This is a genomic window from Archangium minus (genome assembly GCF_044360475.1).
Lineage (GTDB): Bacteria > Myxococcota > Myxococcia > Myxococcales > Myxococcaceae > Archangium > Archangium minus.
Window position 1 is genome coordinate 5,029,289 of record NZ_CP043494.1, and the last position, 24,372, is coordinate 5,053,660.

The following is a 24,372-nucleotide window of genomic DNA, read 5'->3' on the forward strand; positions in this document are numbered from 1 at the left end:
AAGGAAAGGCCAGGAGCACGCATGGCGCGCGGCAGTCAGCACGAGACGGACAGCATCACCCTGGTGGAGCGGGCGCTCGCGGAGATCCGCAAGGGCCGGATGGTCATCCTCACCGACGACGAGGACCGTGAGAACGAGGGCGACCTCGTCATGGCGGCGGAGAAGGTGACGCCGCAGGCCATCAACTTCATGGCCACCCACGGGCGCGGGCTCATCTGCCTGTCGCTCACCGAGGAGCGCCTGCGCCGGCTCAACCTGCCGCTCATGGTGCAGGACAACACCTCGTCCTTCCAGACGGCCTTCACCGTCTCCATCGAGGCCGCACAGGGCGTCTCCACCGGCATCTCCGCCGCGGATCGCGCTCACACCATCAAGGTCGCGGTGGCCCCCGACGCCAAGCCGAGCGACCTGGCGCGTCCCGGCCACATCTTCCCTCTGCGTGCCCGTGAGGGTGGGGTGCTCGTGCGCACCGGCCAGACCGAGGGCAGCGTGGACCTGGCGCGCCTGGCCGGCCTGGAGCCCGCCGGCGTCATCTGCGAGGTCATGAACGCCGATGGGACCATGGCCCGCCGGCCGGACCTGGTGAAGTTCGCTCGGAAGCACAAGCTGGTGCTGCTGTCCGTGGCCGACATCATCCGCTACCGGCTGGAGCGCGAGCGGCTCGTCCGGCGCATCAGTGATGCGACGCTGGAGCGCCGGGGGCAGGGGGCCTTCCAGGCCTACACCTATGGCAGCGACGTGGACAACTCGGTGCACGTGGCCCTGGTGAAGGGCGATGTCTCCGGCCGCGAGCCCGTGCTCACCCGCGTCCACCGGGTCTGCCTGGCGGGGGACCTGTTGGGGAGCGCCGGGTGCGACTGTGGCAGTCAGCTCGAGCAGGCCTTCCAGCGCATCCAGGAGGCGGGGCGCGGCGTGGTCGTCTTCCTCCAGCGCGAGGTGTCCGCGCAGAACCGGCTGCGGTGCACCCACGTCTCCAACGAGGAGAGCGTGCCGGGGAAGAACGACCAGATGCGCTTGCGCGAGTTCGGCGTGGGCGCTCAGATTCTCAAGGACCTGGGGCTGTCCCGGCTGCGCCTGCTCACCAACAATCCCAAGAAGATCGTGGGGTTGGAGAGTTATGCACTCGAGGTGGTGGAGCAGATTCCGCTCACCGAGTCCGCCGAACCAGCACGCCGGGTGGCCGCTCGCCGCCCGCCCCGCCGCCGCAAGACGTCTTGAAGGTGGCAGCCTGGAAAACTCCGTAGGGACGCCAGCCCCATGGCTGGTGTAGAGAGGGGCCGCACATGCCTCGCTACATCGAAGGTGACTTTCTTCCCCCGAAGGGCCGTTTCGCCATCTGCGTTGCCCGTTTCAACGCGTTCATCACCGAGGAGCTGGTGAAGGGCGCCGTGGACACGCTGGTCCGCCATGGAGTGGCCGACGGGGACATTGACGTGTTCCGCTGCCCCGGCACCTATGAGCTGCCGGCCCTGACGCGGCGCGTGTCCGAGACGCGCTCCTATGTGGGCATCATCACCCTGGGGGCTGTCATCCGGGGTGGTACGCCGCACTTCGACTACGTGGCGGGTGAGTGCGCCAAGGGCATCGGCAACGTGGCCTTCACTTCCCAGGCCGCCGTCACCTTCGGCGTGCTGACGTGCGACACGGTGGAGCAGGCCATCGACCGGGCCGGCGTGAAGGCCGGCAACAAGGGCGCGGAGGCTGCCGCCGCCTGCATCGAGATGGTGAACCTCCACGTCAAGCTCGCCTCCCTGGAAGGGAAGAAGGGCTAGCCCATGGGTGCACGCAGAACGGCACGCGAGCGCGCGCTGCAGGCGCTCTACCAGTTGGAGATGACCCCGGGCTCCGTCCATGACGCCCTGGAGGCTGCCTGGGCCGCCACCGAGGAGGCCCGCAAGGAGGCCGAGGCGGTGAAGTTCGCCCGCGAGCTCGTCGAAGGCGTCATGTCCCACCGGGATGAGATCGACCGGCTCATCGAGCAGCACAGCCACAACTGGCGGTTGGATCGCATGTCCCGCATCGATCGCAACGTGCTGCGGCTGGGCGTCTTCGAGCTGAAGTACCGCCCGGACATCCCCAAGAAGGTGTCGCTCAACGAGGCCGTGGAGCTGGGCAAGAACTTCGGCACCGAGGAGTCCAGCGCCTTCGTCAACGGGCTGTTGGACCGCGTGGCCGCGGCACTGGGGAAGCAGTGAACGTCGCCGCCTACGATATCGGCCTCGAGGGGCTGGATTCACTGGAGGGGGTGGACGCCCTCTGTCTCTTCGTGGGCGAGGATGACCGTCCCCTGCCGGGCTCGGCCGGCTATGTGGACTGGCGGCTGTGCGGCTCCCTGTCGCGCGTCCTCCAGTCTGGTTTCTTCGTGGGCGCGCGGGAGGACTCCCTCCTGCTGCCCTCCGACGGCCGCTTCCCCGTCCCCCGCATCTTCGTGATCGGGCTGGGGCAGCGCCGTGGGATGGATGCCTCCTCGCTGGGCGAGGCGCTCGCCAATGCCGGCCAGGTGCTCGCCAAGGCGAAGGTCGAGGCCGTGGCCCTGGAAATCCCTGGGGTTGGCGCCCTGGACGAGGGCACCCGGGCTTCGGCCCTGACGGAGAGGTTCCTTCCCGCCTTCAAGGGGAAGAAGGTCGCTGTCCTGGCGGACAAGGAGCTCGCCCGTCGCCTGCCTGGTCGTAAGGGCTGAAGCTCGCCGGTTCCCGTCGTTCTGGTACGATGGGGGTCGGTTCAAACGAATGAAGTTCAAGATCCTGATCGTGGAGGATTCCAAGGCCTCGCGGGAGTTGATTGCCGCGACGGTGGAGTCCATCCCCGGTCTGGAGGCCTTCGCCACCAGCAGCGGCTTCGAGGCCCTCAAGCTCCTGCCCCGCCACCGGTTCGATCTCATCATCACCGACATCAACATGCCGGACATCAACGGGCTGGAGCTCATCAACTTCGTCAAGAAGAACCCGAACTACCGCGACACGCCGCTGTTCATCGTCACCACCGAGGGCCGTGACAAGGATCGCGACCGCGGGCTGGCGCTGGGCGCGGCCGAGTACCTCATCAAGCCCTTCTCGCCACAGAGCCTGGAAGGGCTCGTGCGCCGCTACCTCAAGCTCGCGTGAACCAGGCCGGAAAAGCACTCGCGGAGTTCGTTGCCGAGGGGACGGAGATCCTCGAGGCCCTGGGCAGGGATCTGCTCGTGCTGGATCAACAGCGCGGGGTGGACCCGGAGCCGGATCTCATCAACGGCATCTTCCGAGCCGCGCACTCGCTCAAGGGCCTGTCGGCGCTCTTCGGGCAGGAGCGCATCTCGAAGCTGGCCCACCAGACCGAGGACCTGTTGGATCGGCTCCGGCTGGGCAAGCTGTCGCTGGACGACCAGGTCCTGGACACCCTCATCGAGACGCTGGATGTGCTCCAGGCGCTGCTCGCGGAGGCGTCTCGGGAGGAGACCTCGGCCGGGTTGAGCGAGCGCGTGCTGGTGCTGGGCAACCGCCTGGCCAACCAGGGCGTCACGGCGGCGGCCATCGAGGAGGATCCGCTCGACCGACTGGAGCTGGATCCGCAGGTGCGCGCCGTCTTCACCGAGTACGAGGAGCACCGCCTGCGCGAGAACGTGCGCCGCGGTGTGGCCCTCTACCGCATCCGCGCCGCGTTCGACCTCTCCGACTTCGACACGGGGCTTGCCGAGCTCAACTCGCGCCTCAAGCCGCTGGGCGAGGTCGTCAGCACCTTGCCCTCGTCGGAGCCGGGTGGGCTCTCGGGCATCGCGTTTGATCTCATCTTCGGCGCCAAGGTGCCGGAGTCGGAGCTGGCGGCGAAGCTCCAGGGCACGCCCGCGCAGCTCTTCGCGCTCAAGGCTCGTCCGCCGGCCACCGCCCCCGCGCGGGCCGCTCCGGCGCCCGCTCCCGTGGCGCAATCCGTGGCTCAGGCCGTGCGCTCGTCCGAGCCCGCCGAGGCGGCTCCCGCTCCTCCCAAGAGGAAGCGCAAGCCGAAGACGCCCAAGGCGGGCACGGAGACTCCGTCCGGGCGCGAAGCGGAACCGGTGGATTCTGCTTCCAAGACATCGGTCCTGCGCGCGGTCGAGCCGGCCAGCGAGCCCGAGGCTGCGCAGGAATTGCTGGGGCTGCAGGGCGAGTCCTCGCGGTCCGAGCTGTCCGGGCCTCCGGTGCGCACGTTGACGGATGACCCGGCGGGCGCTCGAGGCCCCCGGACAGAGGCGGAGTCGGCGCGCTCGCTCACCCAGACGGTCCGGGTGGACATCAGCCGGCTGGACGCGCTGATGAACACCGTGGGCGAGCTGCTGCTCATCAAGGCCAACCTGCAGCGCATGGCGGAGAACGCGCGCCAGCAGGAGGGCGTGGTGGCGCACTCCAAGCTGTGGGGCCAGGAGCTGTCGCGCGAGACACGGCAGCTCGAGCGCAAGCTGGACGCGCTCCAGCAGGGCCTGCTCGAGGCACGCATGGTGCCGGTGGGCCAGGTGTTCGACAGGCTCGCGCGCCTGGTGCGTCGCATTGCGCGGGAGGCGGGCAAGGAGATCGACTTCGTCATCGGCGGCGGCGACGTGGAGCTGGACAAGCTCATCGTCGAGGAGCTGAGCGATCCGCTGATGCACATCATCCGCAACGCCATTGACCACGGCGCGGAGTCGCCGGAGGCGCGGCAGGCGGCGGGTAAGCCGCGGCGGGCGAGGGTGTCGCTGCGCGCGGAGCAGAAGGGCAACCACGTCGTCATCGAGGTGAGCGACGACGGGGCGGGCATTGACGAGGTGGGCGTGCGCGAGGCGGCCCTGCGCAAGGGGCTCATCACCGAGGCCCAGGCGCGAGAGATGAGTCGGCGCGAGCTGCTCAACCTCATCTTCCTGCCGGGGTTCTCCACGGCGCGCAGTGTGTCCGAGCTGTCCGGCCGAGGCGTGGGCCTGGACGTGGTGAAGAACAACATCGGCAACCTGTCCGGCATCATCGACGTGTGGAGCGAGCGCGGGCAGGGCACCGCCTTCCACATCACGCTGCCCGTCACCCTGGCCATCATCCGGGCCCTGGTGGTGGGCGTGAGTGGGCGCACCTACGCGGTGCCGCTCAACAGCGTGCTGGAGATCCTCTCCGTGAAGCCCTCGGAGATCCGCACGGTGGAGCGGCGCGAGGTGCTGGACGTACGCGGCACCACGCTGCCCCTGATGCGCCTGGCTCGGGTGTTCAACCACCCCGAGCGCCAGAACGACCGGCACTTCGTGGTGGTGGCGGGGCTGGCACAGGAGCGGCTGGGCATCGCCGTGGACGAGCTCCAGGGCCAGCAGGACATCGTCGTCAAGTCGCTGGGCGGTCGCCTGCAGGGCGTGCGAGGGATCTCAGGAGCGGCCGACCTGGCCAACCGGCGCACCGTGCTGGTGCTGGATGTGGGTGCCTTGCTCGAGGAGGGGATGAGCCTGGAACGACGCCGGGCTTAATGCCTCCGGCCGTGGGGCTGCTATCCTCCATCCCGTGCCTTCCCTGTCCGTTCTGCTCGACAGCTTCTTCTACCGTCCGGATGAGGACATCGGTCCCATCCAGGAGCTGGTGGCCGGTACCGATGAAACGGTCGAGCCCGTCCCCGAGGAGATCCCCGAGGAGTATCTGGCCTTCCAGCTGGAGGGCGAGCACTACGCGGTGCCCATCCACGGGGTGAGGGAGATCGTCAAGGTTCCGCCGCTCACCGAGGTGCCTCGCGCCGCGCCCAACCTGCTTGGCATCATGTACCTGCGGGGCGAAGTCTTGCCCGTCTATGACATCAAGGTGAAGCTGCGGCTGGCGGACAAGGCGCAGGTGGTGGCGGGTCCGGATGCGCCCGAGCCTCCGCGGGGCTCGCGCATCATCGTGGTGCAGACGGCGGACGGGCTGGCGGGCATCTGGGTGGACGCGGTCTCCGAGGTGGTTCGGTTGAGACCCTCGATGTTGGAGCTGGCCCCACCGGGAGTCGGGGGCGGGGAACGGGATTGTGTGGTGGGGCTGGGGCGGCGCAAACAGCAGCTCTTCATCCTGCTCGACATCTGGCAGGCCCTCGCATGAGACAGCGCTTCAATGTCCTGACGCAGCTCACGCAGTCCATGGCCGACGAGATGACCGCGGCGGAGAGGGATCCACTCGTCCAGCTGTGTGCCTTCTTCGTGGGGCCCGAGGAGTACGCGGTGGACATCCGGCGGATGGAGGAGGCCCTCCAGCCCCAGCGCATCACTCCCATCCGCGGTGCGCCGCCCTTCATCGAGGGCATCATCCGTCTGCGGGGCTCCATCATCCCGGTGGTGGATCTGCGCAAGCGGCTGCTCGGCATCGAGGCCCCCGTGGACACGCCCAAGACGCGGATGTTGGTGTGCTGGCTGGGCCGCAAGCGCGTGGCCTTCACCGTGGATCGCGTCTCCGAGGTGGTGCGGCTGCGGCGCAGTGAAATCAAACCCGCGCCGGCGATTGGCGCCGTGGGCCCGGCCCCCTTCGTGGTGGGGGTGTACGGCGAGCCGGAGAAGGGCGAGCAGGACAAGCGCGAGCCGGACAAGCGCGAGCAGGACAAGCGTGAGCAGGAGAAGCACGGACAGGGGCGGCTCAAGCTGCTGCTGGACGTGAAGGCGCTGCTGCTGGCGGAGATGGTGCGCGACGGCCGGAGGATGAACGGATGAGCGAGGAGGGGCGGAACGCAGAGGAGGCGCGTTACCGGGCCCTGCTGGAGCTGGATCCGTCCTCCGCAGGCGCTCGGGAGACGCTCGTGGCGGGTCTCCACGACGAGAGCTGGCGGGTGCGCCGCGCGGCGGCCGAGGGGCTGACGCGGCTCCCGGAGCGCGAAGCGGTGGTGGAGCGGCTCATCTCCGTGCTGGGCGAGCGGGACGAAACGGGTGCGCGCAACGCGGCGGCGGAGTCCCTGGCAGGCATGGGCCTGGCGGCGGTGGAGCCCTTGGGCCGGCTGCTCGGGCATGCGGATCCGGATCAGCGCAAGTTCGCTGCGGACATCCTGGGCCAGCTGAAGCTCGCGGAGGCGGAAGAGGTCCTGGTGAAGGCGATGCTGGAGGACGTGGACCTCAACGTCCGAGTGGCCTCGGCGGAGGCGCTGGGCCACGTGGGCGGCAAGGTCGCAGCCCGCGCACTGGAGCGCATCCTGCACGACCCCGAGCCACTGCTGCAGCTGAGTGCATTGGAGTCGCTCGCGCAGCTGCGCCACCCGCCGCCGTTGCCCGAGCTGGTGCGGCTGCTGAGCAATCCGATGCTCAAGCGCAGTGCCTACCGAGTGCTGGGCCTCATTCCTCAGGTGGCGGCCACGGAGCTGGTGTGCCGGGGGCTGGGTGCGGAGTCGCGCTCCACCCGCGAGGCGGCGCTCGTGGCATTGGGCACCCAGGCGAGCCTGGCAGAGCCGTCCCTTCGGCCCGAGATGGACGCGGCGGTGCGGCTGGCGCTCAAGCGGCTGCCCGAGGCGGTGGGCTGGGTGGCCAGCGCGCTGGAGTCCGATGACCTCGAGCTCCGGGCCGGAGCGCTCGTCGCGGCGGCGGCCCTGCGCGAGCCTCAACTGGCCCCGTTGGTGGCGGAGGTGGCGCAGGAGGAGCGGCTGGTGCCCGAGGTGATGCGCACGCTGGCGCACTTCGGCCCGGAGACGGGGCGTGAGCTGCTGGCGAGCATGGACCGGCTGTCCTTCCCGGCGCGCGAGGCGGCGGGGCACGTGTTGGTGGAGATGGTGGACGCCACGTACGTGCCCGAGCTCGTCCAGATGCTCGACTGGGGCGAGCTGGATTTGAAGGCGGTGGCGGTGCAGGCGCTCGGACGGACGAGCTCGTTGGAGGCGGTGGAGCCGCTGGCGCAGTTGCTGGATCATCCGGAGTTGGCCGGGCCGGCGGTGCGCGCGCTGGTGATGCTGGCCGCCAGCTTTCCGAAGCAGGTGGCTCAGGCGCTGGAGTCGGCGCTGGAGCGCGGGGCGGAGCCCGTGGTGCTGAGCGCGCTGGTGCGGGTGGGCGGGACGGCCATGCTGCCCCTGGTGCGGCGGACAGCGCGGGAGGCCTCGGTCTCCCTGCGCGCCACCGCTGTGGAGGTGCTGGCCGCGGTGGATCCTTCCGGGGGCCTGGAGCTGGCGCGGTTGGCGCTGGAGGACGAGGCCTCACGGGTGCGCGCCGCGGCGGTGCGGGTGCTGGGCCAGGTGGGGGATGGCACGATGTCAGGGTTGTTGAAGCGAGCCCTCGCCGATGAGGCCCTGGAGGTACAGCTCGCCGCCCTGGAGGCAGTGGGCGAGTGCGGGGCCGTGGAGCAGGTGGCGGAGCTGGAGTCGCTGGTGCGGCATGAAGATGGGGCCATTGCCTTCCGGGCGGTGCAGTCCCTGGCGAGGCTGGGCGCGTTGAGGGACGAGGTGCTCCGGCATGCGGTGTCCCATGGAGACCATGAGGTGGTGAAGGCGGCGCTGCTCGCGGGCGCGGCCTCGGCCGAGGGGGTGTCGTTGGCGGTGGGGTTGCTCGGCCACACGAATTGGGATGTGAGGGCCGCGGCAGCGCGGGTCCTGGGAGACTCCGGGGGGCCCGAGTGCCTGCCGGCGACCCAGGCTGCGCTGGCGGCTGAGACGGATGCTCTGGCTCGCCGCGCGTTGGTGGACGCGGTGGAGCGGTTGTCTGGACGCTGAGTCGCGGAGGCCTCGGGGGTGATGCCTTTCGATACAGGCAAGCCGGAGATGACCGCGGAGGAGTTCCGCCTGCTGCGGGACTTCGTGTATGGCCATTGCGGCATCCTCGTGCGTGACGACATGAAGTTCGTCATGCAGCGGCGGCTATGGCCACGCTTGGAGGCGTTGGGGCTCGCGGACTTCAGCGCCTACTACCGCTACCTGCGCTTCGATGCCCAGCGCCGCGCCGAGCTGGAGACGGCCATTGAGGCGCTCACCACGCACGAGACGTACTTCTTCCGCGAGCCGCGCCAGCTCAAGGCCTTCTCCGAGGAGGTGCTCCCGCAGCTGGAGCGGCGCAACGCGCGCACGAAGCGGCTGCGCATCTGGTCCGCGGGGTGCTCGTCCGGGGAGGAGGCCTACACGGTGGCCATGCTCCTCAAGGACAGCGGGCGTTTCGAGGGCTGGGACGTGGAGGTGCATGGCACGGACATCTCGCGCCGGGTGTTGGTTGCCGCGCGCGCGGGCGAGTACGGGCCGAGCGCGCTCCGAGCCACGCCTCCGGACAAGATCGCCCGCTACTTCGTCCACGTGGGGCCCAACCGGGTGCGCGTGCGCGACGACGTGCGCGCCTGGGTGACGTTCGGACACCACAACCTGCAGGAGCCCGATTCGGGGCAGATCGGCTCCCGCATGGACGTCGTCTTCTGCCGCAACGTGATGATCTACTTCGACACGCCCGCGCGGCAGCGGGTGCTGCGCCTCATCTACGACAAGCTGGTGCCAGGGGGTTATCTGCTGCTGGGGCACTCGGAGAACCTCATCAACCTGAGCGCGGACTTCGAGTTGGTGCACCTGCGCAGTGATCTCGTCTACCGCAAGCCGGAGGGTGGCCTGTGAGCTCGCCTCGCGACACCGTGAAGGTGCTGGTGGTGGACGACTCGGCCCACAACCGGCGGCTGCTGTCGGAGCTGCTGGAGTCCTCGCCGGACGTGAAGGTGGTGGGCACCGCGATCGACGGCAACGAGGGCCTGCGCCAGGTGATGGCGCTGCACCCGGACGTGGTGACGTTGGATTTGGAAATGCCGCGGCTGGGCGGCTACTCCTTCCTGCGGCTGCTCAAGAGCACGGCGCCCACGCCGGTCATTGTCATCTCCAGCTACGCGCACAAGACGGACGTCTTCAAGGCGCTGGAGTTGGGGGCCTTCGACTTCATCGCCAAGCCGGCGAAGCTCACGACGGAGGTGCTGGAGAAGCTGCGCAAGGAGTTGCAGGAGAAGGTGCACGCGGCGCGGCTGGTGCGCCCGGAGATGAAGCCGGTGAAGCGGCCGAAGGTGATGACGCTGGAGCCCTCGTTCGTGGTGGGAATCGGTGCGTCCACGGGCGGGCCGCCGGCGGTGCAGCGGCTGTTGGAGTCGCTCTCGCCGGAGCCGTCGATGAGCCTGCTGGTATGCCAGCACATGCCCAAGCAGTTCACCCGGGCCTTCGCGGAGCGGTTGGACAGGCTGGGCCCCTTCAGCGTGCGCGAGGCGCAGGAGGGAGATCTCCTGGCGCCGGGCCACGTCTTCATCGCGCCGGGTGGGCGGCAGTTGGTGGTGTATCGGCAGAACGGGCAGTACGTGCTAGGCACGCCACCTCCGACGATGCAGGACAAGCACGCGCCCTCGGTGGACCGGCTCTTCATGAGCCTGGCCGAGGTGTTCGGCTCGAAGACGATCGGCGTGGTGCTGACGGGGATGGGCTCGGACGGGGCGTTGGGCTCCAAGGCCATCCAGAGGGCGGGAGGCGAGGTGTGGGCGGAGTCGGAGGAGACGGCGGTCATCTACGGGATGCCGCAGGAGGCGGTGGCGACCGGGGCGGTAAGCCGGGTGCTGCCTTTGGGAGAAATCGGCCCGGCGCTGGTGGAGCTGGCGCGCAAGAGACGGTGACATGAAGACCTTTCCCTCCGAATTCGCGGAGCTGCTCACGCCCAAGGGACGGCGCATTCTGGAAGGGCGCGACCGGGAGGCGTGCGGCGCGCTGCTGCGGCCGGGGCAGCGCTTCGTGGCGCTCAGCGGCGTGCTGGACGCGCGCAAGGCGACGGCGTGTCGGGATGCGCTGGAGAAGTCGCTGCGGGCCTCGCTGACGGCGATGGAGGACCCGATTCCCCCGGAGAGCATCTGGGGGATGACGGAGAACTACGCGGAGCTGTTGCCCAAGACGGTGCGGGTGAAGACGGCGCTGCTGGAGAGCCGGCGCTCGCGCTCGTGGAAGGCGGCTGAGGAGGTGGGGCTGGTGGAGATGCTCCACTCGGAGAGCTTCGCGGCGTTCGCGGCGGCGGTGAGTGGGAGGGCGCTGCGGCGCAAGTGGGGCATTCAGGTGCTGTGCTACGGCCAGGGGGACTACGCGGGCCCGCACAATGACCATCACCCCGAGGATGCCGAGGCCTTCGACGGCTACGTGGACATGCACCTCACGTTCGCCACGCCCGCGGTGGCGCACCAGTGGCTGGTGTACTCGAAGGGCGGGCACTTCACGGAGATGCAGAGCGTGAACACCGTGGGCGGCATCACGGTGTACCGGCTGCCCTTCTGGCACTACACCACGCCGCTGATGGCGAAGCCGGGCGCCGAGGAGGACGCACGGCGCTGGGTGTTGCTGGGGACGTTCCTGGACGCCCAGAAGGAGCGTCGTCGGGGCTCGGCCATCGAGCCGCCCGCGACAGTGACGCAACCCGCTGCGCGTCCGGGCTGAGCCGGGGCGTCGCTCAGGCCGGGAACAGGCGCCCGCGCAGATCCTCGAGCCCTCGCGGCGAGCACAGCTCGGGCGAGAAGAGCACGTCGAGCGCACGCTGGGCCAGATCGACGGTGGGCGCGGCGACGAGCACCCGGCCACACTCCTCGAGCTGCTCACGGATGAGGCCGATGTCGCCATACATCTCGGCGAGCTTCATCCGATCATCGATGGACAGGTCGCGCTTCATCTCCGCGGTGATCTGACGCAACTCCACCGTGGTCCCATCGGCGCGCTGCACCGTGGGCTCGGCTTCGAGCTCATCATCCTCCTCGGACAGGAGGGGCCAGATGTCCGTGAGCAGCGAGGGCTCCGCTACCAGCAGGTGTCCTACGCGCCGGGCACACCCCTGGCACGAGGAGCCGGCGAAGCGAGGCAAAAACAGGGCGGGAGAAGCCGCCGCTCCACAGAGAAGACAGGTGGCCTTGGCGGAGGTGGTCGTAGGCTCCATGGGGCTCACCCGTAACGTCTTCCCTGAGCGGGCGCCACTTCGTGCTCGTGTTTCGTCACCCCATGGTCGTTCTCTTGGCCTTCAGGCGAGCATGGCCGTCCCGGGCGTCCTACACTCACTCCATGGTCGATGAGCTGGTGAGGACATTGGGACTGGCTCCCCACCCCGAGGGGGGCTTCTTCCGGGAGATGTGGCGTTCGCCGGTGACGGTGGAGACGCCGCGAGGAACGCGCTCGGTGGGGACGGCCATCTACTACCTGCTGCCTCGAGGCACCTTCGCGGCCTGGCACCGGGTGGCCTCGGACGAGATGTGGCACTTCTACGACGGGCAAGTGCTGACGATGTACCTGCTCGACGAGCGCCAGGGCCGCATGGAGACAGTGACGCTGGGTCGGGATGTCGCGAAGGGGGAGCGGCCGCAGGTGCTCGTGCCGGCGGGGGTGCTCCAGGCGGCGCTGCCGCGCGGTGACTACACGCTGTGCGGCTGCACGGTGAGCCCGGGCTTCGACTTCGCGGACTGGGAGATGCCTCGGAGCGAGGAGCTGGTGGCCCGCCATCCCGAGCACGCGAGGTTGTTCCGTCTGCTGTCCCGCGCTGAATGATGTGCGTCACGCTGCAGCCCGTCACCCGGGTGAACTGGCGCGAGGCGCTCGAGCTCTCCGTGGAGCCCGGGCAGCAGCACTTCGTCGCCGAGGTGGTGCCGCCCGTGGCGATCGCGCTGGCCAAGGCCTACATCCAGCCGCGAGGTTGGCCGGTGCTCCCCCATGCCATCTACGACGGCCTGGTCATGGTCGGGTTCTTCAACCTCACCTACGAGCCCGGGAGCACGGAGGACTACTGGCTCCAACACTTCTTCATCGATCGCCGGTACCAGCGGCGTGGGTATGGCGCGGCCGCGCTCCAGGCGCTCGTGGAGCTGCTGAAGGCCCAGTTCCCCGCGTGCCGGAGTCTCCAGCTGTCCGTCCACCGGGAGAACCAGCCGGCGCGGCGGCTCTACGAGAAGAGCGGGTTCGTCCAGGCGGAGCGGCACGTGGACGGCGAACCGGTCTATCGCCTGGGCCTGTAGCCTGGCAGCTCGCGCAGAAGAACAACCCCCGGCCGGCCAGCGCCAGACGTGAGATGGGCGTGGCGCACCGGGGGCACGGCTGTCCCGCGCGGTCGTAGACGCTGAACCGATCCTCGCGACGCTTGCCGGGGACGTTGCAGGGGGCCGGAGGCGCATGGGGCGTGACGATGCGCCCATCCCGGGCTGCGTCCTCGAAGAGCAGGCGGAGGGCCTCCCACAGGCGCTCGAAGTCCGCCGGGCGCAGCTCCGAGGCGGGCAGCAGCGGGGGGAGGCGCGCGAGGAAGAGGGCCTCGGCTCGCAGGATGTTGCCCACGCCGGCGATGCGCTCCTGATCCAACAGCGCGGTCGCGAGGGGCACGCGGCCTCGTCGGAGGGCCTCGAAGGCGCGTGCGGGTGAGGCCTCCGGGCGCAGGGGATCCTCCCCGAGCCGGGCGCGGAGGGTGGCCTCGGCCTCAGGGCTCAGCAGCTCACAAGCCTGGGGCCCGGCGAGGTGGAACGTCGCATGGGGCGAGGCGAGCCGCAGCCTGCACGCGGGGGAGGGTGGAGGGGCTCCGGCGCGGAAGTGTCGTATGTGGCCAAAGAGTCCGAGGTGGATGTGCAGCCGCACCCCGCCCTCGAAGTGGTGGAAGAGGTGCTTGCCATGCGCGTCCACGCTCACGAGTGCCCGTCCCGAGAGGCGCTGGGCCTCCGAGGAGAAGCGCCCTTGCGGCGAGTCGGCGGTGAAGTGGCGCCCCACGAGCCAGCGGCGGTGGATCCGAGCGATCCGGTGGATGATGTTCCCTTCAGGCATTCCCCAGAGGTAACGTGGAGGGGATGACCTGTCTCGTAGGATGACGCGCCGGGCCGCCCGGTCGATGGGCTGGGGGCCCGAGGAGCGTTCATCCCGGGGCAGCGGCGGCGTCTCGGGTGGCGAGAAGTCGCTCCGGATGAGCGCTGGGCCTGAACTCCGCTCCCCGGTCCGATACCCGGCAGTGTTATCTTCGGAGTCATGACGCAGCAGATCCGGGCCCTGGTGGTGGATGACTCGCAGGCGATGAGGCGGAGCCTCATGTACGCGCTGCAACGGCTGGGCTCGTGGCTCCACACCGACGAGGCGCAGGACGGTGCCGAGGGCCTCAAGAAGCTCACCCTGGGCCGCTACGATCTCGTCCTCACCGACATCAACATGCCGTTGATGGACGGGCTCAAGCTCATCCGTCACATCCGGCAGACGGACGCGTACCGCACCGTTCCCATCGTGGTCATCACCACCGAGTCCGCCGTTGAGGACCGTGAGCGAGCCATGGCGCTGGGTGCCAGCGCCTACCTGGTGAAGCCCGTCCAGTCCAAGGTGGTTCAGGACACGGTGAAGGGCCTGCTGCGCCTGGAGTAGCGGCGGCCCTCCGGGCGAGCCCCTGCCTTCCTTGGAGCCGACCTCCGCCCCATGCGCCCGGGCATCCAGGCGTCACAGGGACACGGAGGGGTGCGTCAGTTGTTGCTTGGAGACGTGCGCCCCACTAAGACGCACCCCGTCATGGCTATGAACGAGCGTTACGAGCCGCAGGAAATTGAGCAGAAGTGGCAGACCCGTTGGGAAGAGGCCGGCGTGTTCCGGGCGGGAAAGCGTCCGGGAGCCCCGAAGAAGTACATCCTCGAGATGCTGCCGTACCCCAGCGGGAAGATGCACATGGGGCACGTGCGCAACTACCTCATCGGAGACGTCTACGCGCGCTTCTTCCTGATGCGGGGCTATGACGTGCTGCACCCGATGGGCTGGGACGCCTTCGGCCTGCCGGCGGAGAACGCGGCCATCAAGGACGGCGTGCATCCCGCGGTGCGCACTCAGGAGAACATCGACTCCTTCAAGAAGGAGATCCGCTCGCTGGGCTACAGCTATGACTGGACCCGCGAGGTCAACACCAGCAAGCCCGAGTACTACCGCTGGAACCAGTGGTTCTTCATCCAGATGCTGGAGCGTGGGCTGGTCTATCGCCGCTTCAGCAAGGTGAACTGGTGTACGGGCTGCCTCACCGTCATCGCCAACGAGCAGGTGAAGGAGGGCGTGTGCGAGCGGTGCGAGTCCCCGGTGGTGGACAAGGAGCAGCCCGAGTGGGCCTTCCGCATCACGAAGTACTCGCAGGAGCTGCTGGACGGTCTGGACGAGCTGAAGGAGTGGCCTGAGCGCATCACCTCGATGCAGCGCAACTGGATCGGCCGCTCCGAGGGTGTGGAGGCGGACTTCTCCATCCAGGGCAGTGACGCACGCATCCGCGTCTTCACCACGCGCGCCGACACCCTTTATGGCTGCACCTACGTGGTGCTGGCGCCGGACCACAAGCTGGTGGCGCAGGTGACCACGCCCGCGCAGCGCGCCGAGGTGGACGCCTTCGTGAAGAAGATGGCCTCCATCTCCAAGACGGACCGTACCGCTGAGGGCGTGACGAAGGAGGGCGTCTTCACGGGGGCCCACGCCATCAACCCTCTCACTGGCCAGCCGGTGCCTATCTGGCTTGCCAACTTCGTGCTGTCCGACTACGGCACGGGCGCCGTGATGAGCGTGCCGGCGCACGACGAGCGCGACTTCGAGTTCGCGCGTAAGTACGGCCTGCCCGTGAAGGTGGTGGTGCAGCCGGCCTCGGGGGACAAGTTGCCCCCGGGCGACGCGTTGGAGGCGGCCCATACCGAGGATGGCGTGCTGGTGGACTCGGGGGAGTACACGGGCATGTCCTCGGCCGAGGCACGCAAGAAGATCGGCGAGCGGCTGCGGTCCGAGGGCCGCGGCGAGCCCAAGGTGACGTACCGCCAGAAGGACTGGGGCTTCAGCCGCCAGCGCTACTGGGGCACGCCCATCCCCATTGTCTACTGCGACAAGTGCGACCCCGAGCGCCGGGGCCAGCCCGTGCCGTTGGAGCAGCTGCCGGTGGTGCTGCCGCAGATCGACACCCAGGCGGTGCTGACGGGCAAGGGCGAGCCGCCCCTGGCCAAGGTGCCCTCGTGGGTCGAGACCACCTGTCCCAAGTGCTCGGGCCCGGCGCGGCGCGAGGCGGAGACGATGGACACGTTCGTCGACTCCTGCTGGTACTTCGCGCGCTACCTGTCGCCGCAGTTCGACAAGGCGCCCTTCGATGCGAAGGAGGCCCAGCGCTGGCTGTCGGTGGACGTGTACGTGGGTGGCCCCGAGCACGCGGTGATGCACCTGCTGTACTTCCGGTTCTGGACCCGCGTGATGAAGCTGCTGGGGCTGAGCCCGGTGGACGAGCCTGTCACGCGCCTGGTGACGCAGGGCATCGTCAACGGCCCGGACGGGCGGAAGATGTCCAAGCGCTGGGGCAACGTGGTGGCGCCGTCCTCCATCGTGGCGAAGTACGGCGCGGACACCGCGCGCACCTACGTGATGTTCGCCGGTCCCCCCGAGCGAGACTTCGACTGGTCCGATGATCAGGTGGAGGGCGCCTTCCGCTTCCTGAAGCGGGTGTGGACGCTGGCCGTCCAGCACCAGGGAGTGGCGGGGGCCACGCACGATGGGGCCTTCGAGGGCAAGGCGCTGGAGATCCGCCGCGCGGCGCACAAGTGCCTGAAGCGGGTAGGGGAGGCCATTGAGCGCCTGTCCTTCAACACCGCGATCGCCGGTGCCATGGAGTACGTGAACGCGCTGTACGCGCTGGGCACTCCGGAGACGCCCGCGGAGAAGGCCGCCATGGCCGAGGCCGTGCGGATGCTGACGGTGGTGCTGACGCCGTTCGCCCCGCACCTGTCCGACGAGATCGCCGAGGCCTACGGTGCCAAGGACTTCGTCGTCACGCAGGGCTGGCCGGAGTTCGACCCGGCGCTGGTGGTGGACGACGTGATTCCGTACGCGGTGCAGGTGAACGGCAAGCTGCGCGCGGAGATCCGCGTGCCGGCGGACGCGGCCGAGGCGGACGTGAGGGCCGTCGCCGAGGGAGACGAGCGGGTGAAGGCGGCCATGGCGGGCAAGACGCTGCGCAAGTTCGTCTTCGTGCCCAAGCGGCTGGTGAACTTCGTCGTTGGCTGAGACGGGGGCCCGGTGCCGACCGAGGTTCTTGTCATGTGCTCGCGGTGTGGCCGTCCTCAGCGGGCGGGGGCGGGCCGCTGCGCCGCGTGTGGTGCCGTGCTGCCGGATGCGCCTCTGCCTTTGAGGACGGGCTCTCCGGTGGCGGGCCCCTTCCTCTCGGCGGAGCTCGCGGGCGGGCGTGTCCTCGTGGGTGAGGGCAACCGGCTCTCCTTCCGTCCGGGCGCCTCCGCCACGCCCTTCCTCTTCGAGTTGCCGGGCCTGCGTCGGCTCTCCCTGGTGCACCGGCCGCGCTACGAGGCCCTGGCCCTCACGGTGGGGGCGCTCGGGGTGCTGCCCTTCGTTCCGGTGGCGCCGGCGCGGGTGCTGCTCGGGCTGCTGGCGCTGGTGGGCGTGGTCCTCGCGCTCTTGGTGCGGCGCTACACGCTCGTCCTGGATTCGGGCCAGGGGGAGACGCGCTGGGATCTGGGGCCCGTGCTGAGGGGCTCCCCCATGGAGCTGCGGGTACGGACTGCCTGGCGCACGCTCACGGACGTGGTTCGCGCACGTGGCATCGAGGTGCGTGAGCCCCCCTCGGAGGGGAGTGCCCCTCGCGCTTGACCGCCGGGCTCGCGCCGCTACTGTGGGCGCCATGTCCCGGATGCGCGTGGTGGGGTGGGTCCTCTTGTTGTCGGGTCTCGGGTGCGGCTACCGCTTCGCGCCTCAGGGCGCGGGGTTGCCCGAGGGGGTGCGTTCAGTGTGCGCGCCCGTCTTCCGCAACGACACGGCCGAGCCCGCCCTGGAGCTGCTCTTCACCCAGAACTTCCGTCAGGAGTTGCTGCGCGCCGGGGTGCTCAGCGGCGGCGGGGCCTGTGAGGCCTCCGTGGAGGGCGTGGTGGCTGGGGTGAGCAGTGGGCCCATCAACAACGCCGAGCCCTTCTTTCAGCCCAACGCCCAGAGCTCCGTCCCGCGGCTCGCCAGCTACCGTACTTCCGCGACGGTGGTGCTGCGGCTGAGAAGGGACGGACGAATCCTGTCGGAGACGACGGTCTCCGGCTCCGAGGACTTCCTGCCGGGCACGACGAACGTGTCCGGTGATGTCCTCGAGGTCGAGGCCAACCGTCAGGCCGCACTCCATCGTCTCTCGGAGACGCTGATGCGCGAGGGCTACGAACGGTTGGCCACCAGCTGGTAGGCGTCGCGAGGACTACTTCGCGGCGGCCTTGGCGCGGTTGGCGGCCTTGGCGAGCCGGGAGATGCGGCGCGAGGCGGCGCGCTTGTGGATGACGCCCTTGGACGCGGCCTTGTTGATGGTGCGGGTGGCGGCCTTGAGGGCATCGCCGCTCTTCGCCGCGTCCTTGGTGGTGAGGGTGTCGCGCAGGTTCTTGACGGCGTCCTTCACGGTGGTGCGGACGTTGACGTTGCGCGCGCGGCGCTTCTGGGCCTGGCGGTTACGCTTCTCTGCAGACTTGGTGTTGGCCAAGGTGATCTCCAGCTTACTTCTGTGGAAAAGAGGCGCCGTACCTACTTCGGCGTCTACCGAGCGTCAAGGCTTGCGTGATCCGTGCCACGATCTGGACGCCCGAGATGCATCAATCAGTCGCCTCCGAAGGCATATTCCCAACGGAGGCCGGCGGGATCCTGGAAGGAGAACCGGCTGGAGCCGCCGGATCCCTCCAGCACGCTTCCGGGTGAGCTGCTCTCCAGGACGGTGCGCAGCCGCTCCACCGCCGCCACGGAAGGCGCCCCGAAGGTGAAGGTGGCAGGGGAGGGGGCACTGGAGCCCCGGGTGAAGACGAGCTGGTACATGCCGTCGCTGTAGCTCGCCTCCTCGGCGCCCCCCCGCTCGGGGCTCCAACCGAGGAGTGGGGCGGTCCTGTCCCAGAAGGCCCTCTGAGCGGCGAGGTCCACCACGGGCAGGCGCAGCGCCACCAGTGGGGCTCGGGGGACGCGGGTAGGGGGCGGTAGGGATTTCTCCACCACCTTGGCCGCCTGCCAATGGCGCTCCATGTGCTCGAGCGTGGCCTCGCCCAGGGGGACACCCTCGGCGCGCAGGGCGGACTCGATGTGCTGGAAGCGCGTGGTGAAGCGGCGGATGGCCATTCGCAGCGCGTCCTCTGCGGGCGTCTGGGTGAAGCGCGCGAGGTTGGCCAGGGAGAAGAGGACGTCGCCCAGCTCGTGCTCCAGCTCATCCCGGTTCCCCGAGGCGATGGCCTCGTCCAGCTCGCCGAGCTCCTCGTACAGCTTGGCGCGCACCTCCTGGATGCTGGGCCAGTCAAACCCGATGCGGCTGGCCTTTTCTGTAAGGCGCTCGGCGCGCAGCAGGGCCGGGGCACCCGTGGGCACGCCATCGAGCACCGAGCCCTCGTGGCCCGTCTTCTTCTTGCGCTCCTCCGCCTTCAGCTTCGCCCAGTTGGCCAGCGGCTGGGGGGTTCCGTCCGCCTGCTTCTCGCCGAAGACGTGGGGGTGGCGGCTGGTGAGCTTGTCGCTGATCGCCCGGGCCACGTCCGCCATGGAGAACTCCCCCAGCTCCTCCGCCAGTCGGGCGTGGAAGACGATCTGAAAGAGCAGATCCCCCAACTCCTCGCCCAGCGGGCGCCAAGGGCCGCCCTCGGCCACCCGATCCATCTCATCGAGCACCTCGAAGGCTTCCTCGACGAGGTAGGGCCGCAGCGAGCGCAGATCCTGCTCCCTGTCCCACGGGCAGCCGTCCTCCGAGCGGAGGCGGGCCATGATTCCCATCAGCCTGTCCAATTGCTCCCCTGCTGCACTCATGGTTTCTCCTCCTCACCGAGCAAGCGGGCTTCTGTAACATGGGGAAACCACTGGAGGGACGTGACAACTTCCGTGTGGGTTGCCCGTCGCCTATCATCGGGACCCTGAATGTCGCGCCTCCCCCTGTTGCGCTTCCTGCCGCTGCTGCTGTGCCTCACGCTGTGGATGCCCGTGCGTCAGGCGCATGCCCAGAAGTCCAAGCGCCAGACACCGCCACCTGCATCCGCGGCACAGCGCTCCGGATTCCAGGATCCTTCGATGTTGGAGCCGGAGGAGATGGCGGTTGATCCGGCGGAGGAGATGACGGACGACTCCGCCTACGAGGAGGAGGACGACTCGTCGCGTGCCGGTCGTGGCAAGAAGCGCAAGGGGAAGTCGCGAGGCGATGCGGACGAGGAGGAGGCCGCGCAGCCCGAGGCTCAGCCGGAGACGCCCGCCGCCGTCGAGGTTCAGGTTCGCCCGCAGCCTCCTCCCCCGCCTCCCGTGGTGCGGCCTCCTCCGCCGCCCATCCTCACCCCGCGCATCACCGACGCGGATCTGCAGGCCGCCTGGGACAAGTGGCAGAAGGCGGTGGCCGCACTGGACATGGAGGCGGCCCGCAAGGCTCAGCAGGAGCTGGTGTCGCTCAAGGATGACGTGGCGGCCCTGGATATGGAGGCGCTCAGCATCGGCTTCATCCGGGCGGCTGAGGGGCGGCGCAAGGCCAACGACTCGGCCGGCGCGTTGCAACTGGTGGAGCACGCGGTGTCGCTCTCGCCGAACCTGCCCTATGCACGGCTCGCGCTCGCCGAGGCCTACGCCCGTCGGTCACCCGGCGACGTGGGCGCGTACTCCCAGGAGATCAAGGCTGCGATCTCCGTGCTGCTGAAGGATCCCCGCTACCGGCGCCCGGCGCTGGCGGACCTCGGGGCGGTGCTCCTGGTGGCGCTGCTGGCCACGGTGACGGTGGTGGTGGGCGTGCTCTTCCTGCGGTGGGCGCGCTTCTTCTTCCACGACTTCCATCACCTCTTCCCCCGCGCGGCGGCCCGGTGGCAGTCGGCGGCCCTGGCGGTGCTGCTGCTGATCGGCACGCCGCTGGCGCTGCGGCTGGGCATGGTGCCCGTGTTGCTCATCCTGCTGGCGTCCGTATCCGTGTACCTCACCATGGCGGAGCGGGCCGTGGCGGTGGTGCTGCTGGTGGCGGCGGCGTTCGTGCCAGTCGCTGCCGGGAAGATCGCCCAGTCGTCGATCTTCGCCGGGACGGTGGCCGAGGACGTCTACGTGCTGGAGCGGGGTGGGCTCGCCGCGGAGCCGGTGGCGGATCGGGTGCGTGCACGGCACGAGAAGAAACAGGCCAACTTCGCGGAGCTGTACGCGCTCGGGCGCTTCGAGGCCCGCCGCGGTCAGATGGAGGAGGCCATCGCCCATTACAAGGCGGCGGCGGCCCTGCGCTCCGGTCACGCGGGGCTGATGACCAACCTCGCCAACGCGATGCTGGCCACGGGTGACATGGACGGGGCGGCGCGCGTCTACACCGAGGCCTCGGCGGCGGACCCGGGACTGGCCGCTCCCGCCTTCAACCTGGCCGAGGTGTACCGTCGCCGCGCCGCCGTGGCGCCGGACTCGGAGATTGGCTCCGAGAACCAGAAGGCACGCGATGCGCTCAGCGCCGCACAGCGTGTGGATCCGAGCCTGCTGATGTGGCAGCGCCCGCCGGAGGATCGCCTGCTGATGAACCGGCTGCTGATCAGCCCTCCGCTCGCCGAGGCAGACATCCCGGTGACCGAGGAGACTCGGAAGGCCGAGCAGGAGGCCGCGGAGCGGGTCGAGGGCCAGCTGTCGCGTCGGTTGCTCGGGGGCGGCTCGGGACTGACCGCCTGGGGCCTGCCGGTGCTGGGCTCGCTGTTCGTCTTCGCGCTCGGCTTCGCGGGCAGGTCGCTCAAGGCCTCGCGCGAGTGTGAGAAGTGCGGCCGTCCGGTGTGCCGGCGGTGCGACAAGGAGCTGGGCGTGGCCAGCAAGATGTGCGCCCAGTGCGTCAACGTCTTCTCGCGCAAGGGCGCGGTGGAGGCGCGCGTCCGAGCCCGCAAGCAGATTGAAATCGAGCGCAACCGCAGGTGGGAGAGCGGCGTGTCTTATGTCTTCGGCGCGCTGGTGTCTGGCGCGGGCCACGTGTTCCAGGGGCTCCCGGTGCGCGGCGCCATCTACGCCTTCCTCTTCCTTTTCGCGGTGGCTGGCGTGCTGCTGCGCTCCGGGGTGCTGCGCGCGCCCTATGGGGAGGTGCCGCTGTACCTCAAGCTGGCCCCGCTGCTGCTCCTCCTCATTCCCCTCCACCTTTTGACGTTGCGCGGGCTGTACCGCCGCCAGAACGAGTAGGCCGGGACGACGATGGCCCTTACGGGAACGCTCAAGGACTTCGGCATCGCGGACATCCTGCAGCTCATCGGGCAGCAGCAGAAGACCGGTGTGCTGTACCTCAAGAGCAAGGATCAGGATGTCCAGGTCTTCTTCCGGGACGGCAACATCGTCCGTGCCGAGAGCATCACTCGGAAGAAGAAGGACCTCATCGGCAACATGCTGGTGCGGGCCGAGCTCATCACCGAGCAACAGCTCGAGAACGCGCTGGAGACGCAGAAGCGCACCCTCAAGCGGCTCGGTGACGTGCTCACCTCCACGGGGGCCATCTCTGCTCAGAAGCTCAAGCAGATGATGCAGCTCCAGGTGACGGAGACCCTCTACGGGCTCTTCTCCTGGAAGGCGGGCACCTACGAGTTCAAGCAGGAGGACGTCCAGTCGGACAGCGAGTCCATCACGCCGCTGCGCGCCGAGAGCGTGCTGATGGAAGGCTTCCGGATGGTGGACGAGTGGCCCCACGTCCGCAAGAAGCTCCCTCACGAGGCGATGACCTTCGAGCGGATCAAGGAGCTGCCCGCCTCCAAATCCCAGCCGAAGGAGGACGACTTCGACGCCGCCTTCGACGACGCCTTCTCCGAGGAGAAGAAGGACGAGAACAAGGGCGAGTTCAAGTCCATCGGCAGCGCCGAGCGCCGCGTCTATGAGCTCATCGGCCCCGGCCGTGACGTGCGTAAGCTGGTGGACCTCAGCTGCCTGGGCGAGTTCGAGACCTGCAAGGCGCTCGTCAACCTCCTCAACCTCGACTACATCCGTGCCCATCAGGTCTCGGGCCGGGCTGCTTCCGCGGGTGGAGCGGGCCTGATCGTCCGAGTGGGCGGCATGGTGGCCCGCGCCGTCGTCACCGTCATGGTGCTGGCCGCACTCGGCTTCGTGGGCTCGCGCCTGCGGCCGGATACCTGGGACTTGGGCGACGACTCGGCTTCCTCGTTCGCGGACCCAGCGGCCCAGCGTCTTCTCGCGCGCGCTCAACAAGCCCGAATCGAAGCCGCACTGGAAGTGTTTCGACTGGAAAAGGGGGCTCTACCCGAGCGGCTGGAGGCGCTGGTGGAGGTGGGTCTCCTACAGAGGGAGGACCTGCGCTACCCCTGGCGAGACGATTACTACTATCGCCGGACGTCAGATCGGCAGTTCATCCTCCTATCTCCCCTGCGCTAGGCAGGTTGGTCGCTTCCGCCTTTCGCCGTAAGTGGGAGGGCGTTAGCTTGAAGTGAGGACGAATTGTCGGAAACCAGCCCCGAGGGATTGGACGCATTGCGAAACCCCGCCACTGTAGAGGCCCAAGCAGCAGTCAGCCCCACCTCCGCCAAGGTGGATGTTCGCGATAACGCGACCACCCTGGCCCTGTGTGGCAACCAGAATGAAAACCTGAAGCTCATGGAGCGCCGCCTGGGTGTCCGGGTGGGACAGCGAGGGACCGAGCTTCATCTGTCGGGACCCGCCGATGCCGTGGCCTTCACGGTGCGTCTGGTGGAGAACCTCGAGGGCATCATCCGGGCGGGGCGTCCCGTCTACCGCGAGGACGTCGAGCAGGCCATCAAGGTGCTCGGCCGCGGCGGTGCCGAGTCCCTCCAGGACGTCATGCTGGGGCCCGTGCTCAAGAGCTCGGGCAACAAGCAGATCTCCCCCAAGAGCATCGCGCAGAAGCGCTACGTGGACGCCATCCGCGCCCACGACATCGTCTTCGGCATTGGCCCCGCCGGTACGGGCAAGACGTACCTGGCCATGGCCATGGCGGTGGCGGCCCTGCAGGAGCGCAAGGTCAAGCGCATCGTCCTGGCGCGTCCCGCGGTGGAGGCCGGCGAGAAGCTGGGCTTCCTCCCGGGCGACCTGGCCGAGAAGGTCAACCCCTACCTGCGCCCGCTCTACGACGCGCTTCACGACATGATGGCCGTCGAGCGAGCCCTGCACCTCATCGAGCAGGGTGTGGTGGAGGTGGCCCCGCTGGCCTTCATGCGTGGTCGTACGCTCAATGACTCCTTCGTCATCCTCGACGAGGCGCAGAACACCACCGTCGAGCAGATGAAGATGTTCCTCACCCGTCTGGGCTACAACAGCAAGGCGGTCATCACCGGTGACGTCACGCAGGTGGACCTGCCGACGGGGAAGACGAGCGGTCTGCACCACGCGCGCTCCATCCTCAAGAACGTGGAGGGCATCTGCATCTCCGAGTTCACGGAGGTGGACGTGGTCCGTCACCCGCTGGTGCAGGAGGTGATCCGCGCCTACGATCGCTACGATGCGGCCCAGCAGGCGGCCAAGGAGGCGGCCAAGGCGCTCGGCAAGGAAGCCGAGGCAGCCGTGGCCCCGGAGTCGGCGGTAGCGCCGGAATCCGACACCTCAACCCCTTGA

The 24,372-nt window shown here is 69.0% G+C and carries 24 protein-coding genes and 1 pseudogene; 21 read left to right on the forward strand and 4 right to left on the reverse strand.

What is annotated here, in order from left to right; genetic code table 11:
* Positions 1-21: 21 nt before the first annotated feature.
* The 12 genes from ribB (at position 22) to F0U60_RS20895 (ending at position 11,313) form a co-directional block, all read left to right on the forward strand.
* The gene (ribB, locus tag F0U60_RS20840; protein WP_395822563.1) at positions 22-1,218 is read left to right on the forward strand and encodes a 3,4-dihydroxy-2-butanone-4-phosphate synthase; all 1,197 of its coding nucleotides are present in this window, start codon (positions 22-24) and stop codon (positions 1,216-1,218) included.
* A gap of 65 nt (positions 1,219-1,283) precedes the next feature.
* A complete protein-coding gene (gene ribE, locus F0U60_RS20845) occupies positions 1,284-1,772 on the forward strand; it encodes a 6,7-dimethyl-8-ribityllumazine synthase (RefSeq protein ID WP_395822565.1) in 489 nt (162 codons plus the stop codon).
* A 3-nt stretch (positions 1,773-1,775) separates the two neighbouring features.
* The gene (gene nusB / locus F0U60_RS20850; RefSeq protein WP_395822567.1) at positions 1,776-2,195 is read left to right on the forward strand and encodes a transcription antitermination factor NusB; all 420 of its coding nucleotides are present in this window, start codon (positions 1,776-1,778) and stop codon (positions 2,193-2,195) included.
* Positions 2,192-2,680, forward strand: a complete 489-nt coding sequence (locus tag F0U60_RS20855) for a M17 family peptidase N-terminal domain-containing protein (RefSeq protein WP_395822569.1) — start codon at positions 2,192-2,194, stop codon at positions 2,678-2,680. The genes nusB and F0U60_RS20855 overlap by 4 nt, the downstream gene beginning before the upstream one ends.
* Positions 2,681-2,729: 49 nt before the next feature.
* Positions 2,730-3,104, forward strand: coding sequence for a response regulator (locus F0U60_RS20860; RefSeq protein ID WP_395822571.1), 375 nt, complete (start codon positions 2,730-2,732; stop codon positions 3,102-3,104).
* On the forward strand, positions 3,101-5,428 hold the full coding sequence (locus F0U60_RS20865; RefSeq protein ID WP_395822573.1) for a chemotaxis protein CheA: 2,328 nt from the start codon (positions 3,101-3,103) through the stop codon (positions 5,426-5,428). Before F0U60_RS20860 ends, F0U60_RS20865 begins: the two co-directional genes overlap by 4 nt.
* A gap of 34 nt (positions 5,429-5,462) precedes the next feature.
* The gene (locus F0U60_RS20870) at positions 5,463-6,026 is read left to right on the forward strand and encodes a chemotaxis protein CheW (RefSeq protein ID WP_395822575.1); all 564 of its coding nucleotides are present in this window, start codon (positions 5,463-5,465) and stop codon (positions 6,024-6,026) included.
* Positions 6,023-6,628: a chemotaxis protein CheW gene (locus F0U60_RS20875; RefSeq protein ID WP_395822577.1), complete on the forward strand. Its 606-nt coding sequence runs from the start codon at positions 6,023-6,025 to the stop codon at positions 6,626-6,628. Before F0U60_RS20870 ends, F0U60_RS20875 begins: the two co-directional genes overlap by 4 nt.
* On the forward strand, positions 6,625-8,601 hold the full coding sequence (locus F0U60_RS20880) for a HEAT repeat domain-containing protein (RefSeq protein ID WP_395822579.1): 1,977 nt from the start codon (positions 6,625-6,627) through the stop codon (positions 8,599-8,601). Before F0U60_RS20875 ends, F0U60_RS20880 begins: the two co-directional genes overlap by 4 nt.
* Before the next feature lie 18 nt (positions 8,602-8,619).
* Entirely contained in the window at positions 8,620-9,480 is an 861-nt protein-coding gene (locus tag F0U60_RS20885) for a CheR family methyltransferase (RefSeq protein ID WP_395822581.1), read from the forward strand.
* Complete coding sequence (gene cheB / locus F0U60_RS20890; protein ID WP_395822583.1) at positions 9,477-10,508, forward strand: chemotaxis-specific protein-glutamate methyltransferase CheB; 1,032 nt, start codon at positions 9,477-9,479, stop codon at positions 10,506-10,508. The genes F0U60_RS20885 and cheB overlap by 4 nt, the downstream gene beginning before the upstream one ends.
* A gap of 1 nt (position 10,509) precedes the next feature.
* Positions 10,510-11,313 carry a hypothetical protein gene (locus F0U60_RS20895; protein WP_395822585.1) on the forward strand — a complete coding sequence of 268 codons (804 nt, stop codon included), beginning with the start codon at positions 10,510-10,512 and terminating at the stop codon, positions 11,311-11,313.
* A gap of 13 nt (positions 11,314-11,326) precedes the next feature.
* Here F0U60_RS20895 and F0U60_RS20900 read toward each other — a convergent pair whose 3' ends face one another.
* Entirely contained in the window at positions 11,327-11,803 is a 477-nt protein-coding gene (locus tag F0U60_RS20900; protein ID WP_395822587.1) for a hypothetical protein, read from the reverse strand.
* A 122-nt stretch (positions 11,804-11,925) separates the two neighbouring features.
* Here F0U60_RS20900 and F0U60_RS20905 point away from each other — a divergent pair, with 122 nt between their 5' ends.
* Positions 11,926-12,405 carry a cupin domain-containing protein gene (locus tag F0U60_RS20905; RefSeq protein ID WP_395822589.1) on the forward strand — a complete coding sequence of 160 codons (480 nt, stop codon included), beginning with the start codon at positions 11,926-11,928 and terminating at the stop codon, positions 12,403-12,405.
* Complete coding sequence (locus F0U60_RS20910; protein ID WP_395822591.1) at positions 12,402-12,869, forward strand: GNAT family N-acetyltransferase; 468 nt, start codon at positions 12,402-12,404, stop codon at positions 12,867-12,869. Before F0U60_RS20905 ends, F0U60_RS20910 begins: the two co-directional genes overlap by 4 nt.
* A 13-nt stretch (positions 12,870-12,882) precedes the next feature.
* On the opposite strand, the pseudogene F0U60_RS20915 reads toward F0U60_RS20910, so the two are convergent.
* Positions 12,883-13,659, reverse strand: a pseudogene (locus F0U60_RS20915) (Fpg/Nei family DNA glycosylase); the annotation flags it as partial.
* 198 nt (positions 13,660-13,857) lie between these two features.
* Between F0U60_RS20915 and F0U60_RS20920 the strand changes: the two are divergent.
* From F0U60_RS20920 to lptE, 4 genes are all read left to right on the forward strand, one after another.
* On the forward strand, positions 13,858-14,241 hold the full coding sequence (locus F0U60_RS20920) for a response regulator (RefSeq protein WP_395822593.1): 384 nt from the start codon (positions 13,858-13,860) through the stop codon (positions 14,239-14,241).
* A 141-nt stretch (positions 14,242-14,382) separates the two neighbouring features.
* On the forward strand, positions 14,383-16,881 hold the full coding sequence (gene leuS / locus F0U60_RS20925; RefSeq protein WP_395822595.1) for a leucine--tRNA ligase: 2,499 nt from the start codon (positions 14,383-14,385) through the stop codon (positions 16,879-16,881).
* A 33-nt stretch (positions 16,882-16,914) separates the two neighbouring features.
* The gene (locus F0U60_RS20930) at positions 16,915-17,478 is read left to right on the forward strand and encodes a hypothetical protein (RefSeq protein WP_395822597.1); all 564 of its coding nucleotides are present in this window, start codon (positions 16,915-16,917) and stop codon (positions 17,476-17,478) included.
* A 31-nt stretch (positions 17,479-17,509) separates the two neighbouring features.
* Positions 17,510-18,052: an LPS assembly lipoprotein LptE gene (lptE, locus tag F0U60_RS20935; protein WP_395822599.1), complete on the forward strand. Its 543-nt coding sequence runs from the start codon at positions 17,510-17,512 to the stop codon at positions 18,050-18,052.
* A 12-nt stretch (positions 18,053-18,064) separates the two neighbouring features.
* Here the strand turns inward: lptE and rpsT are convergent, their stop codons facing one another.
* Together rpsT and mazG are read right to left on the reverse strand one after the other, a co-directional pair.
* Positions 18,065-18,340, reverse strand: a complete 276-nt coding sequence (gene rpsT, locus F0U60_RS20940; protein WP_395822601.1) for a 30S ribosomal protein S20 — start codon at positions 18,338-18,340, stop codon at positions 18,065-18,067.
* Between the two features lie 113 nt (positions 18,341-18,453).
* Positions 18,454-19,632 (reverse strand): nucleoside triphosphate pyrophosphohydrolase, encoded by a 1,179-nt coding sequence (mazG, locus tag F0U60_RS20945; protein WP_395822603.1) that lies wholly within the window; start codon positions 19,630-19,632, stop codon positions 18,454-18,456.
* Between the two features lie 108 nt (positions 19,633-19,740).
* On the opposite strand from mazG, the gene F0U60_RS20950 reads away from it, so the two are divergent.
* The 3 genes from F0U60_RS20950 (at position 19,741) to F0U60_RS20960 (ending at position 24,372) form a co-directional block, all read left to right on the forward strand.
* Positions 19,741-21,984, forward strand: coding sequence for a tetratricopeptide repeat protein (locus F0U60_RS20950; protein ID WP_395822605.1), 2,244 nt, complete (start codon positions 19,741-19,743; stop codon positions 21,982-21,984).
* A 12-nt stretch (positions 21,985-21,996) separates the two neighbouring features.
* Positions 21,997-23,178, forward strand: a complete 1,182-nt coding sequence (locus tag F0U60_RS20955; RefSeq protein ID WP_395822607.1) for a DUF4388 domain-containing protein — start codon at positions 21,997-21,999, stop codon at positions 23,176-23,178.
* 96 nt (positions 23,179-23,274) lie between these two features.
* The gene (locus tag F0U60_RS20960) at positions 23,275-24,372 is read left to right on the forward strand and encodes a PhoH family protein (RefSeq protein WP_395825341.1); all 1,098 of its coding nucleotides are present in this window, start codon (positions 23,275-23,277) and stop codon (positions 24,370-24,372) included.

Excerpts from the sequence above, each read along its gene's own strand:
- ribB (WP_395822563.1), top strand. The coding sequence starts at position 22 with ATGGCGCGCGGCAGTCAGCACGAGACGGACAGCATCACCCTGGTGGAG.
- ribE (WP_395822565.1), top strand. The coding sequence starts at position 1,284 with ATGCCTCGCTACATCGAAGGTGACTTTCTTCCCCCGAAGGGCCGTTTC.
- nusB (WP_395822567.1), top strand. The coding sequence starts at position 1,776 with ATGGGTGCACGCAGAACGGCACGCGAGCGCGCGCTGCAGGCGCTCTAC.
- F0U60_RS20860 (WP_395822571.1), top strand. The coding sequence starts at position 2,730 with ATGAAGTTCAAGATCCTGATCGTGGAGGATTCCAAGGCCTCGCGGGAG.
- F0U60_RS20875 (WP_395822577.1), top strand. The coding sequence starts at position 6,023 with ATGAGACAGCGCTTCAATGTCCTGACGCAGCTCACGCAGTCCATGGCC.
- F0U60_RS20880 (WP_395822579.1), top strand. The coding sequence starts at position 6,625 with ATGAGCGAGGAGGGGCGGAACGCAGAGGAGGCGCGTTACCGGGCCCTG.
- F0U60_RS20895 (WP_395822585.1), top strand. The coding sequence starts at position 10,510 with ATGAAGACCTTTCCCTCCGAATTCGCGGAGCTGCTCACGCCCAAGGGA.
- F0U60_RS20900 (WP_395822587.1), bottom strand. The coding sequence starts at position 11,803 with ATGGAGCCTACGACCACCTCCGCCAAGGCCACCTGTCTTCTCTGTGGA.
- F0U60_RS20905 (WP_395822589.1), top strand. The coding sequence starts at position 11,926 with ATGGTCGATGAGCTGGTGAGGACATTGGGACTGGCTCCCCACCCCGAG.
- F0U60_RS20910 (WP_395822591.1), top strand. The coding sequence starts at position 12,402 with ATGATGTGCGTCACGCTGCAGCCCGTCACCCGGGTGAACTGGCGCGAG.
- F0U60_RS20920 (WP_395822593.1), top strand. The coding sequence starts at position 13,858 with ATGACGCAGCAGATCCGGGCCCTGGTGGTGGATGACTCGCAGGCGATG.
- leuS (WP_395822595.1), top strand. The coding sequence starts at position 14,383 with ATGGCTATGAACGAGCGTTACGAGCCGCAGGAAATTGAGCAGAAGTGG.
- F0U60_RS20930 (WP_395822597.1), top strand. The coding sequence starts at position 16,915 with ATGTGCTCGCGGTGTGGCCGTCCTCAGCGGGCGGGGGCGGGCCGCTGC.
- lptE (WP_395822599.1), top strand. The coding sequence starts at position 17,510 with ATGTCCCGGATGCGCGTGGTGGGGTGGGTCCTCTTGTTGTCGGGTCTC.
- mazG (WP_395822603.1), bottom strand. The coding sequence starts at position 19,632 with ATGAGTGCAGCAGGGGAGCAATTGGACAGGCTGATGGGAATCATGGCC.
- F0U60_RS20950 (WP_395822605.1), top strand. The coding sequence starts at position 19,741 with ATGTCGCGCCTCCCCCTGTTGCGCTTCCTGCCGCTGCTGCTGTGCCTC.
- F0U60_RS20955 (WP_395822607.1), top strand. The coding sequence starts at position 21,997 with ATGGCCCTTACGGGAACGCTCAAGGACTTCGGCATCGCGGACATCCTG.